Origin of the sequence: Gillisella vitis, from assembly GCF_021559775.1 — a bacterium.
Classification (GTDB): domain Bacteria; phylum Pseudomonadota; class Alphaproteobacteria; order Rhizobiales; family Rhizobiaceae; genus Allorhizobium; species Allorhizobium ampelinum.
This window is the reverse complement of the sequence record NZ_CP056047.1, coordinates 365,254-377,224: the sequence shown is the minus strand read 5'-3', so window position 1 is coordinate 377,224 and position 11,971 is coordinate 365,254. Positions and strand designations below refer to the sequence as shown.

The following is an 11,971-nucleotide window of genomic DNA, read 5'->3' as shown; positions in this document are numbered from 1 at the left end:
CAGAGGGCTGTGCCATGAATATTCTGCTGATCGGTTCGGGTGGACGTGAACATGCGCTGGCTTGGAAGCTTGCCCAATCGCCGCTGATCGGTGCGTTCTACGCCGCGCCCGGCAATCCCGGCATTGCCGAACATGCCGAACTGGTCAACGTCAATATCGACGACCACAGCGCTGTCATCGCCTTCTGCAAGGACAAGGCGGTGGATTTCGTCGTGGTCGGACCGGAAGCACCCCTGGTGGCCGGGCTTGCCGATGCGCTGCGCGCCGCGGGCCTCACCGTTTTCGGCCCTTCGGCGGCAGCCGCGCAACTGGAAGGCTCCAAGGGCTTTACCAAGGATGTCTGCGCCCGCTTCAACATTCCGACCGGCGCTTACCAGCGCTTCAACAATGCCCCGAAAGCCAAGGTCTATGTGCGCCAGCAGGGCGCGCCGATCGTCATCAAGGCCGATGGTTTGGCGGCTGGCAAGGGCGTGACCGTGGCGATGACGCTGGACGAGGCGCTGTCGGCCATTGATGATTGTTTCGAAGGCGCGTTTGGGGCCGCAGGCGCCGAGGTGGTGGTAGAAGCGTTTCTGGATGGCGAGGAAGCCAGCTTCTTCTGCCTTTGCGATGGCAAGACGCTGTTGCCGCTGGCCACCGCCCAGGACCATAAGCGGGTCGGCGATGGCGATACCGGCCCCAATACCGGCGGCATGGGTGCCTATTCCCCTGCCCCTGTGATGACGCCTGACATGGTGGAGCGCACCTTGCGCGAGATCATCGAACCGACCATGCGCGGCATGGCGGAACTGGGCATGCCGTTTTCTGGCGTGTTTTTCGCAGGGCTGATGATAACCGAAAAAGGCCCCGAATTGATCGAATACAATGTCCGCTTTGGCGACCCGGAATGCCAGGTGCTGATGATGCGGCTGAAAAGCGATCTCCTGCCGCTGCTGCATGCCTGCGCGTCAGGCACGCTGGATCAGGTTTCCGCCGAGTGGCACGACGATCCGGCGCTGACTGTGGTTCTGGCCTCGAAAGGCTATCCGGGCAGTTTCACCAAGAACACCCCCATCGCCGCCATCCCTGCCGCCAGCGACGAGGCAAAGGTGTTCCATGCCGGCACCGCCGTGAAGGATGGCCAATTGATTGCCACTGGCGGACGGGTTCTGAACGCCACGGCCCGCGGCAAGACGGTGGCTGAAGCCCAGGCCAAGGCCTATGCGCTGGCCCATCAGGTGGAATGGGACAATGGTTTCAGCCGCAGCGATATCGGCTGGCAGGCGATTGCCCGCGAAAAGCCGTCGGAATCCTGATCCAAAACGAGCAATCGATAAAATTTGAACATTCCAGATTACGGCGCGACAACATCCTTTGGCTAATCTCTCCCTATGAATTTGAGGAGCCAGTCAATGCGTGCCGTGATCGCCACTCTTGCCACCCTGTTGCTGTCACAGACGGCGCAGGCCTCGTCCATCGAAATAATCCGTGGTGGCGACGTGGCGACACCCAGCATTTCGGCTATGGCCTGCACAACCTGCCCGCCCAGCGTCCCGATAAAAGCGCCGGAACAGGCCCAGGAAATCCTAGCGGAAGGCACCCAGCGGATCGAGCTTCGCGATAGCAACGGCCATAAACAGCTGGTACGCACCGAGGCCTGGCTGGGCGGCTCGCCCGTCACTTACGTCCAGAAGGCGGATGGCTGGCTGGACCATGACAATCAATTGGTGGGGCTGGCCGGAGACGGGCTCGATACGGCAACGACCACCGCTGCCGTCGGCGATGATCATCACCCTCTCGATGCAGATAGAATGCAACTACGCCTGAAATAATCCCTCCGCTACCGGCCCCTTGGTGTTGATGAGGCGACAATCTGAGACTGTGACGTTGCGTTTGCCATTTGCGACATAACGAAGACCCACAACCCACTCGTCAGCCATTGATAAAATACAACCAAAAAACTGCCAAGGGACTGTCTTTAGGCTTTTTTTAGCAAATGCCACTATACTCCTTGAAAATTGATCGGGGCTGGAAGACACCTATGAAAAATCTCAGGATTTCGCTGCAACTGTTCCTGTTGGTTGGCGGATTGATGGCGGCTTTCGCAATCGCGACATTCTTCCAGATCCGCTCCTCAGAGCAAACCATCTATACCCAACGCTATGAAATGCTGCGCACCGAGGTGGAAACCGCTATTTCGGTGATGAAGCTTTACAATGCCAAGGAAGTGGCGGGCACCCTGTCGCGGGCCGATGCGCAAAAGCAGGCCTATGAGACGATCAATGCGCTGAAATTCGACCCGGACGGCTATTTCTTCGGCTACGACTATGATGTGAACATGCTGTTTCATCCCGATCCGAAGCGCGTCGGGCAGAATTTCAAGGGCAAGGCCGACAGCAAGGGCTTTGCCTATCGCGACGAACTGGTCAAGCTTGGCCGCGAAGGCGGCGGGCGCACCGATTTCTACGGTCCAAAGCCTGGCCTGGAGGGTAATGATTTCCGCAAGAGTTCCTACGCCAAGGCCTTTGAGCCCTGGGGTGTGGTCGTCGTGACAGGTCTTTACATGGACGATCTCGATGCGGAAGTGAATGCGGCCATCTTCAAGGCCATTTCCATGGGCCTGATCGTTTTCGTCATCGGTCTTGCCGCTGCTTATGTGGTGATCCGTGGCATTTCGCGGCCGCTGACGGCCATTCACGATGCGCTGCGAGCCGTGGCCGATGAAAATGTCACGCTGACCATTCCCCATACCAATATGAGCAATGAAGTGGGCATGATGGCCAAGGCCACCAAATCCTTGCAGGAAAAGGTGCGCGAACGCCATGCCATGGTGGCCCGCCAGGAGGAACAGCAGCGCGAACTGGACAGCGAGCGCCAGCAAAATGCGGACCGGCAGGCTGAAGAAGCCCGCGCCCAGGCGCATGTGGTCGCCACCATCGGCGCCTCGCTGGAAAAGCTGGCGACCGGCGATCTGACCGTGCGCTGCGCCGATCTCGGCGCCAAATATGAGGATCTGCGCCATAATTTCAACGATGCCCTGACCCGGCTGGAGCAGGCCATGGCCCGCGTCAACCTGAAGGGCAACGATATCAGCGTCAGCAAGGAAGAAATCCGCCGCGCCTCCGGCGAGCTTGCGACCCGCACCGAGCGCCAGGCCGCCAATCTGGAGGAAACCTCGGCAGCGCTGGACGAATTGACCGTGGCGATCCGCCAGACCGCCGATGGCGCCCGCGAAGCGGCAAGCCGGGTGAAATCGGTCAGCCAGGAAGCCCAGCAGAGCGACGGCATTGTCGGCCACGCCATCGAGGCGATGAGTGGCATCGAAAAATCCTCCGAGGAAATCACCAAGATCATCGGGGTGATCGACGAAATCGCCTTCCAGACCAACCTTCTCGCCCTGAATGCCGGTGTGGAAGCCGCGCGTGCCGGTGAAAGCGGCAAGGGGTTTGCAGTCGTCGCCCAGGAAGTGCGCGAACTGGCACAACGCTCGGCGGCAGCAGCCAAGGAAATCAAGGCGCAGATCGCTCGCTCGTCGGCCCAGGTCAATGAAGGCGTGCAGCTGGTGGGACGCACCGGCGAAGCCCTGAAGCGGATCTCCACCCAGATCACCGAGGCCAACGAGGTGGTGGCGCGGATTGCCGCCAGTGCCCAGGAACAGGATACCACGCTCCGCTCGATCTCGTCCGCGCTCAACGTGCTCGACACCACCACCCAGCAGAATGCCGCCATGGCCGAGGAAACCACCGCCTCAGCCGAGGTTCTCGCCAATGACACCGGCGACCTTCTCAACCTGATCCAGGGTTTTCGCGTCAACCAGCCGGGTGATGGCGGAGCGCTCAGTGGCATGGCCCAGCAGATGCGCCGGGCTGGCTGAAACAGATCACTCCCGAGACAAAAGCCGTCGGAGCAATCCGGCGGCCAGTTTATTGGCAAATCCCGATCTCGGCATTTCGTCACCCTCGGGCCTGTCCCGAGGGTCTACTATCGCTAAATAACTCATTGACGTTGTTGGATTAAATTAACCTGCTTAGATGCTCGGCACAAGGCCGAGCATGACGTCGAGGATAAACGCGGACTTTGTCAGCAGTCTGACCGCCAGAGCGATCCGGCGGCCTTTCTGTTAAGAGCCGCTTGAAATCCCTGCCTCCAGCGCCTCGATATCCCTGTCTGAAAACACTGCAACACCCGCCTGTTTCAACAGGGCCGCAGTCACGCCGAAGCCCGGATGGCGTTTTCCCGAAAACGAGCCGTCATAGATAAAGCCGGAGCCGCAGGACGGGCTGCCATCGATCAGCAGCGCGTAACGACAGCCCTGTTCCAAGGCCACATCCACCGCCTTGCTGCCCCCGGCGATAAACTCTGCGGTGACGTCGCCGCCGGTCACTTCCAGCACCCGGGCGCGGCCATGCAGCACATCCTCACCAGTGCCGCCCTGCTCGATTTCCGCTGGCGGACGCGGCGTCGGCAAGCCACCGGCCTGTTCCGGGCAAAACGCCACCAGCCGCCCCTCGTCTTGCCAGCGGGCAATAGCAGAATGATGCAACGGCTTGCCCTTGCCATCATAGCGCACCGGGCGACCCATCAGGCAGGCGCTGATCAGGATTTTATCCATGTCTGCGCCTGCTTTCCTTACCCGGCAATTTTGGAGAAATCCGCCACCGTGCCGGTTGCCTCGCGGATGGCCTTCAACAGCGCCAGGCGATTGGCGCGGATGGCGGCGTCCTCGTCATTGACCAACACATCCTCGAAGAATGTATCGACCGGGGCGCGCAGGGTGGAAAGCGCCTGCATGGCGGAGCGGAAATCCTCTTTTGCGACGGCCTCGGCTGCGGATTGGGTGGCTTGCACGATGGCGGCGTAAAGCGCCTTTTCGGCGTCGAGTGTCAGCAGCGCCTCGGACACGCCATCGGCCACCACCGTCCCCTTCTTCTCCTCCGCCGCCAACAGCTGCGTGGCGCGCTTGGTACCGGCCAACAGGTTCTTGCCGTCTTCGGAGGTGATGAAGGCGGTGAGTGCCTCTGCGCGGCGGGCGACCATCAACAGGTCGTCGGCGGCAGAGAAAGCCCCCTCACCCTGCGCTGTCTCGCCCTGCCGAACAGCCGCGTTGCCCTCTCCCCGCTGGGGAGAGGAGGCCGACACCACATCGCCAAGCTCCCTCTTCTCCCCAGCGGGGAGAAGGTGGCCCGCAGGGCCGGATGAGGGGGCGGCGAGCACAGCGTCTATGATGTCGTGACGTGCACCTTGGTCGCGGAGGTAGACTTTGAGGCGGTCGTGGAAGAACTCAATAATCGAGACACATACGTCAGATAAAGCTGCAATATTCCACCCACCCTGGGTCCCTGTCATGATGACGGTCGCTTTTTCTGCCCGCGCTCTAAAACGCTCATGTAGAACAGCTTCGGCGTACTCTTCCCACTCGGTTTCGTGAGACGTTATGTCATGCGGAACAACACTGGAATTGAAATAGACGAAACCCTCTTCTCGTCCAACGACCCACGTTGATTTCTGGACTTGGTGAAGCGCAACATATGCTGTTGTTATAACATCCAACAACGGCAACCGCACATTCTTCTCCAACAAAATCCGCACCACACCCAACGCAGCCCGTCGCAGTGCAAACGGATCCTTCGATCCCGTCGGCTTTTCATCAATCGCCCAGAAACCAACCAGCGTATCCAGCTTGTCGGCCAGTGCCACCGTAATTGCCACCTTGTCTTCCGGCAGGCGATCCGATGGCCCTTGTGGCTTGTAGTGATCCTCGATGGCTGCGGCGACGCTTTCGTGCTCGCCCTGAAGCGTCGCATATTTGCGGCCCATCAAGCCTTGCAGTTCGGGGAATTCGCCGACCGCTTCGGTGCGCAAATCGGCCTTGGCCAGCACCACGGCGCGGTCCACCAAAGCTTCATCTGCACCGACAATCGGAGCCAGAACCTTGGCCAAAGCGCGGATGCGGGCCACACGCTCGCCCTGGCTTCCCAGCTTGGCATGGAACGTGACGTTCAGCGCATCCAGCTTGGCCATCCGCTGGTCGAGCGGCTTTTTCAGGTCGAGGCCGAATTTTGCGGCAGAGGCTTCAAGCGTTTCCAGATCCGGCAGGTTGCCCTGGTCGCGTTTCCAGAAATGCAGGGCATCGGACAGGCGGGCGCGGACCACCTTGCCATTACCATGAATGATTTCCGCGCCGCCATCATGGGCAGCGATGTTGGAGATCAGGATGAAATGGTTGGAGAGCTTTTCACTCTCGCCAATTGGCCGGGTGACGAAGCACTTCTGGTTGGTCTTGATGGTCAGCCGGATGATTTCCGAGGGGATCGACAGGTAATCGGCCTCAAACGTGCCAAGCAGGACCTGCGGATATTCCACCAGGCCGGACACTTCTTCCAGCAGGCCCTCGTCTTCCACCAGATCCAGCCCGTTGGCAAAGGCGATGTCGCGGGCGTCGTGCAGGATGATGTCCTTGCGCCGCTCGGCATCGAGGATCACCTTGGCCTTTTCCAGGCTCGACACATAATCGTCGAAGCGCCGCACGGTGATGGCATCCGGCGCGTGGAAGCGGTGGCCATAGGTCACGTTGGAAGCGGTGATCCCGTCGATTTCGAAGGGAATGATCGCCACTTCGTCATGCTCGGAGCCGAAAGTACAGAGAATGGATTGCAGCGGCCGCACCCAGCGCAGGCTTTCCGACCCCTTGCCCTCGATGCCGCCATAGCGTGAACCCTTTGGCATGGACGCCGCACCGGAGCGCATGTCAACAGGCCAAGGGAAATTGCGGATGATACGCGGCATCACCTCGGTGATGATCTCTTCGGCTGACCGGCCCGGCTTGTCGATCATCGCGACGTAGAAATCACCCTTCTTGGGATCGGTCTTGACCACGGCCTGATCGATGGAGGCAAGCCCCGCGCCGCGCAAAAAGCCCTCGATGGCCTTTTCTGGCGCCGAGACGCTCGGTCCCTTCTTTTCTTCCTTCACATCGGCGGACCGGGCCGTCAGGCCGCGAATGTCCAGCACCAAGCGGCGCGGCGTCCAATATTCCCGCGCGCCTTCATAGGTCAGGCCCGCATCGACAAGTGCATCCGTGACCAGCTTTTTCAGATCACCCGCCGCCTTGCGCTGCATGCGTGCGGGGATTTCCTCGGAGCGAAGTTCAAGCAGAAGATCGGGCATATTAACTTTCCTTGCCTCAGCAGGATGAGGCGAGCGTTTTTACAGGTAGACACCTGCTAGCAAAATTTTCCGGGGGCTTACAATGGCAAACTGCCATCTTAAGCGGATCAGTCGTTCTGATAGTCCACCCCAAGCGAGGCCAGCGCGTCCCAATAGCCGGGATAGGTTTTCGCCACGCAGCCGGGATCGAGAATGGTGATGCCGGAGATTTTCAAGCCAGCCAGCGCAAAGCTCATGGCGATGCGGTGATCGGCGAAGGTGTCGATGCTGGCTGGCAGGGTCTGTCCCACCAGCGTCGGATCGGAGGCGATGATCAGGTCGTCGCCCTCTTCCGTGGCAAGGCCGGGGCGGATGGCGTTGAGGCCGGTCGAGAGCGCCCGGATACGGTCGCACTCCTTGACACGCAGATTGGCGATGCCGACGAAACGCACCGGCGTTTCGTTGAAGGCCGCCAGCACGGCGATGGTCGGAATGGCGTCCTGCATCTGGCTGCCGTCGATCACAGCGGGCATGGTCGGGAAGGCAGAAATGACAGCATGGGCCTTGGCATCGGGCTGGGTAAACTGCCCGGCGGGCGTGCCGATATCAACCTTGCCACCGGTCAGCACTTCCGCAGCCCAGAGATAGGTGGCGGCGGAGGCATCCGGCTCGATGTGGAAATCGCTTGCCTTGTAGCCGGTCGGCTCGACCCGCCAGATTGTCTCGGACGGCTGCTCAATGCGGGCGCCAAAGGCGCGCATGGCAGCAAGTGTCAGGTCGATATAGCCGCGCGCGCCGATCTCGCTGCCGGCCAGTTCCACCTCGAATGCCGCGCCCGCCATCGGCGCGGCCATCAGCAGCGCCGAAACATATTGGCTGGAGAGACCGGCATCGATCACCACCCGGTTTTTGGTAAACGCGCCCTTGGCATCGATGGCAACCGGCGGGCAGCCGCTTGGGGCGGCAATTGCCACGCCCAGCGAGTGCAGCGCATCGACCAGCGGCTGGATCGGCCGTTTGCGCATATGCTCGTCGCCGTCGATGGTGAAACGGCCATTGGCCAGCGCCACCGCCGCCGTCAGGAAGCGGGTCGCCGTACCGGCATTGCCGAGAAACAACGCCTCCTCAGGGGCGCGCCACAGGCCTGTGCCGGTCACGACGAAGGTGGTCTCATCCGGCTCCTCGACGGTGACGCCCATGGCTCTCAGCGCATCCGCCATATAGCGGGTATCATCGCTTTTCAGCGCGCCAGTCAACCGGCTGGTGCCATTGGCCAGACCCGCCAACAGCAGAACCCGGTTGGTGATCGACTTTGAGCCGGGCGGGCTGACATGGCCGGTTAGCGGCTTTGCGGGCGGCAGGATGGTGAGGGCGTCGGCGGTCTGGGCGGTAAGGGTCATGAGCATGTCCGTGGGTTTAACCGGGCTTTTGCCTGCTGCATAATTCCTTAAATCGTTTCCGGCTTAAGGGCTTATGCAAGTAGCGCGCCGCCGTTTCCATTGCAATCTTCAATGTGCCAACCTTCAAGCTTCAGGCAGATCGCGATCCAGGAACAACCGTGCCAGCCTGGTTTCCTGGGCTTTCGCCATCGTACGGGCATAGGCATCCATGGCCAAAAGCGACAGCAGGGTCGCAACACCACCGGCAGCGGCAAGATGCAGGATGTGTTGACTATGGGCCGAGAACTGCAACCGGTCGGCCACAGCCTGCGATACGACATTCATCACCGTCAGGCTCACCAGATTGCAGACCAGAATGGATGGGACGAGCCAGTACAAATCCCGAACATTCAGAGCTGGCAGATCATGATCCGGCGCTTGTCCTTCCGGCGGAGCGTGGTCATCGCGCATGGTGATGCGGGCAATTTCCATCATCACCACCTGGGGAAATATATATTTGATGATCGGCACGAACCAGCAGATCACCGAGACCCAGGGGCCAAGTCGTGGCGGCGCATCGGGTGAAAGACGGATGGCGAAGTGAACGGCAAACCACAGCCAGGCCAACCAGAAACAGGCGCTTGCAACCCGAAAGACGACGGCGCCAACCTCGATGAAAGCCGCCCACCGGCCAACACCCTGCGCCAGCCAGCTGGTGACGCCGGTATAGGTCGCAAAGCCGGTGGCCGCCACCACATATTGAACCCAGGCGGTGTAGAGAAAAAACGGCACCAGAATGAAATAAAACACCCCGCAGAGAGCTGCGAGAATCAGCCAGCCGCGCCGCATCCATGTCATTCGCCGGAGAAGGGTGTCCAGCGTCATGCCCGTGCCCTCTCCCCAGCCGTTTCCAAGCTCTTACGCGGCCTTGCCGAAATTCGCGCCACCGGCATCGGTCTGCAAAAACGCCTCGCCGCAGGCCTTGGCCAGCGTGCGCACCCGCAGGATATAGCTCTGGCGCTCGGTGACGGAAATCACCCCGCGCGCATCAAGCAGGTTGAAGACGTGGCTTGCCTTGATGCACTGATCGTAAGCCGGAAACACGCACTTGTGCAGAACCTGATTGGCGCTTTCGCCCGGCGCACCGGCATCCAGCAGCGCCTGGCATTCCTTCTCGGCATCGGTAAAATGCCGCAGCAACATCTCGGTATTGGCATATTCGAAATTATGGCGGGAATATTCCTGCTCGGCTTGCAGGAAAACATCGCCATAGGAGATCTTTTCCTCGCCTTCGCGGCCATTGAAGTTCAGGTCATAGACATTATCGACGCCCTGCACATACATGGCCAGACGCTCCAGACCATAGGTCAGCTCGCCCGCCACCGGCGAGCATTCGATGCCGCAGACCTGCTGGAAATAGGTGAATTGCGAGACTTCCATGCCGTCGCACCAGCATTCCCAGCCAAGCCCCCAGGCGCCCAGCGTCGGGCTTTCCCAATCGTCTTCCACAAAGCGCACGTCATGCAGCAGCGGGTCGAGACCGATGGCCTTTAGCGAGCCGAGATAAAGCTCCTGCAGGTTGGAGGGGTTGGGCTTCAGGATCACCTGATATTGGTAGTAATGCTGCAAGCGATTGGGATTTTCGCCATAGCGGCCATCGGACGGACGGCGCGAGGGCTGCACGTAAGCAGCCTTCCAGGGCTTGGGGCCAAGCGCACGCAGCGTCGTTGCCGGGTGAAACGTACCAGCACCGACTTCCATGTCATAGGGTTGCAGCACGGCGCAGCCCTTGTCGGCCCAGTAATTGTGCAGCGTCAGGATCAGCGCCTGAAAGGAGCGCTTCGGGTCCATATGCGGGGCGGAAGCCGAAGGAGCGAGAGGAAGCGTCATGAGAACCTGCATTTATCATCGAAATCAAAGGGTCAGTCTGACCTGCCATGCGCGGCCTTTGCGGTCAAGAGTGGCGTCGCTTGCTAGAGCATGTCGCGCAAAAGTGTGCAGCGGTTTTGCGGTAACGACATGCGTAAAAACAAAAACTTAAAGCGTGTTGCTTGAGGCTGATAAGCCGCAACAGGCTTTAGGAGCGGCGCGGCGGGCCTTGGCCGCTCAGTGACCGGCAACCTGATCCAATTGCCCGCGCAGCAGAAACACCACGCCTTCGGGCGCAAAATCAATCTTCGCCTCGCCGCGAAACAGATCCGCCACAACGCGCTCCGTCAGCTTGGAGCCGAAGCCACGACGCTCCGGCTCAGACACCGGCGGCCCACCGCGCTCGCTCCAGCGCAGGAAAAAACGGCCATCGTCATCCTTGCCCCATTCCACTCGCACCTGACCCTCCGTCACCGATAGCGATCCATATTTTGTGGCATTGGTGGCAAGCTCATGCAGGGCCAGCGACAGGCCAAGCGCCTGACGCGAAGACGCTTGTAAAGACGGTCCAACAGCCTGAAAACGGTCAGGCCTGTCACGATGCGGCTCGATGGCATTTTCGACCACTTCGGCGATATCCGCCGAGGCCACGCTTTTGCCGGTCAACAGGTCCTGCGCCTTGGACAAGGCCTGAATGCGGGCCGAAACCAGGCTCGCCGCCTGCGGCAGCGATTGCGCGCCGCGCATGGTCTGGCCGACTATGGATTGCACCATGGCCAGCATGTTTTTCACCCGATGCGCGAGTTCGCCGTTCAGCAGGCGCAATTCCTGCTCGAATGCTTCTTTTTGACGAAGATGCTGGCGGGTTTCCTCATGGTTCGTCTCCAACGCCTGGCGGTCAAGCACGGCCTGCGTGGTCTCCGTAACGATGTTCAGCAGCCCATGCACAGCACCATCATCGCCGTAAAGCGGGCTATAGGAAAATGTCCAATAGGTCTGTTCGGCAAAACCGTTGCGGGTCATCACCAGCGGCATATTTTCTTCCCATGTCGCCTTGCCGGCCAGGGCGCTGCGCACATAGGGCAGGACCCCGTCCCAGACATCCGCCCAGATTTCGGTAAAGGGAAGGCCCAGCGCCTTGTCCTTGCGCAGGCCCAGTATCGGCTCATAGGCATCGTTATAGAATTGTAGCAGGTCCGGCCCCCACCAGAAGCACATCGGCTGGCGAGAGGCTAACACCATTCGCATGGTGATTTTCAGCGATAGCGGCCATGTGTTGATCGGACCGAGCGAGGTCGCTGCCCAGTCGAAATGACGGATCATCTCGCCAATTTTGCCGCCGCCAGCCAGAAAATCATCGGTGCTGATAGAGACATGAGAGGATGGCCAGGCGTGTTTCGCCTCCGGAAAAGACAATGCCAAGATCCCCCAGGTTCATAATATTACATCATAGGATTACAGTGGCGAGCGCTCTTCGGGCGCATTCCGGTTCACTGTAACAGTTTATAGGCTTTGTATAATCCCTGTCCTGACCCATAGGGGATCAGGCAGACGCACCGCCAAGGCAGTGAAACAGGTTTCACCAACAGGTTGTTCCC

General features: G+C 60.1%; 9 protein-coding genes. 3 read left to right on the top strand and 6 right to left on the bottom strand.

What is annotated here, in order from left to right:
- Positions 1–14: 14 nt before the first annotated feature.
- From purD to AVCG78_RS01705, 3 genes are all read left to right on the top strand, one after another.
- Complete coding sequence (gene purD / locus AVCG78_RS01715) at positions 15–1,295, top strand: phosphoribosylamine--glycine ligase (protein ID WP_071202920.1); 1,281 nt, start codon at positions 15–17, stop codon at positions 1,293–1,295.
- Positions 1,296–1,391: 96 nt separating this feature from the next.
- Entirely contained in the window at positions 1,392–1,811 is a 420-nt protein-coding gene (locus AVCG78_RS01710; protein WP_071202517.1) for a plant virulence effector HPE1-like domain-containing protein, read from the top strand.
- A gap of 209 nt (positions 1,812–2,020) precedes the next feature.
- Positions 2,021–3,853, top strand: a complete 1,833-nt coding sequence (locus AVCG78_RS01705; RefSeq protein ID WP_071202515.1) for a methyl-accepting chemotaxis protein — start codon at positions 2,021–2,023, stop codon at positions 3,851–3,853.
- Positions 3,854–4,099: 246 nt separating this feature from the next.
- On the opposite strand, the gene AVCG78_RS01700 is transcribed toward AVCG78_RS01705, so the two are convergent.
- From AVCG78_RS01700 to AVCG78_RS01675, 6 genes are all read right to left on the bottom strand, one after another.
- Positions 4,100–4,591, bottom strand: coding sequence for a DUF523 domain-containing protein (locus AVCG78_RS01700; protein WP_071584982.1), 492 nt, complete (start codon positions 4,589–4,591; stop codon positions 4,100–4,102).
- A 17-nt stretch (positions 4,592–4,608) separates the two neighbouring features.
- Positions 4,609–7,146 (bottom strand): glycine--tRNA ligase subunit beta, encoded by a 2,538-nt coding sequence (gene glyS / locus AVCG78_RS01695; protein ID WP_071584981.1) that lies wholly within the window; start codon positions 7,144–7,146, stop codon positions 4,609–4,611.
- A 107-nt stretch (positions 7,147–7,253) separates the two neighbouring features.
- Positions 7,254–8,525, bottom strand: coding sequence for a 3-phosphoshikimate 1-carboxyvinyltransferase (locus AVCG78_RS01690; RefSeq protein WP_071585011.1), 1,272 nt, complete (start codon positions 8,523–8,525; stop codon positions 7,254–7,256).
- Positions 8,526–8,648: 123 nt separating this feature from the next.
- Positions 8,649–9,389, bottom strand: a complete 741-nt coding sequence (locus AVCG78_RS01685) for a DUF4328 domain-containing protein (RefSeq protein ID WP_071202508.1) — start codon at positions 9,387–9,389, stop codon at positions 8,649–8,651.
- A gap of 33 nt (positions 9,390–9,422) precedes the next feature.
- Positions 9,423–10,355: a glycine--tRNA ligase subunit alpha gene (locus AVCG78_RS01680; protein WP_041697566.1), complete on the bottom strand. Its 933-nt coding sequence runs from the start codon at positions 10,353–10,355 to the stop codon at positions 9,423–9,425.
- A 255-nt stretch (positions 10,356–10,610) separates the two neighbouring features.
- Positions 10,611–11,795, bottom strand: a complete 1,185-nt coding sequence (locus tag AVCG78_RS01675) for a PAS domain-containing sensor histidine kinase (protein ID WP_234643795.1) — start codon at positions 11,793–11,795, stop codon at positions 10,611–10,613.
- Positions 11,796–11,971: the final 176 nt, after the last annotated feature.

What these genes read in the sequence shown, in the direction of transcription:
- AVCG78_RS01690 (WP_071585011.1), bottom strand. Translation starts at nt 8,525, where the DNA reads ATGACCCTTACCGCCCAGACCGCCGACGCCCTCACCATCCTGCCGCCC.
- purD (WP_071202920.1), top strand. Translation starts at nt 15, where the DNA reads ATGAATATTCTGCTGATCGGTTCGGGTGGACGTGAACATGCGCTGGCT.
- glyS (WP_071584981.1), bottom strand. Translation starts at nt 7,146, where the DNA reads ATGCCCGATCTTCTGCTTGAACTTCGCTCCGAGGAAATCCCCGCACGC.
- AVCG78_RS01710 (WP_071202517.1), top strand. Translation starts at nt 1,392, where the DNA reads ATGCGTGCCGTGATCGCCACTCTTGCCACCCTGTTGCTGTCACAGACG.
- AVCG78_RS01700 (WP_071584982.1), bottom strand. Translation starts at nt 4,591, where the DNA reads ATGGATAAAATCCTGATCAGCGCCTGCCTGATGGGTCGCCCGGTGCGC.
- AVCG78_RS01685 (WP_071202508.1), bottom strand. Translation starts at nt 9,389, where the DNA reads ATGACGCTGGACACCCTTCTCCGGCGAATGACATGGATGCGGCGCGGC.
- AVCG78_RS01705 (WP_071202515.1), top strand. Translation starts at nt 2,021, where the DNA reads ATGAAAAATCTCAGGATTTCGCTGCAACTGTTCCTGTTGGTTGGCGGA.
- AVCG78_RS01680 (WP_041697566.1), bottom strand. Translation starts at nt 10,355, where the DNA reads ATGGACCCGAAGCGCTCCTTTCAGGCGCTGATCCTGACGCTGCACAAT.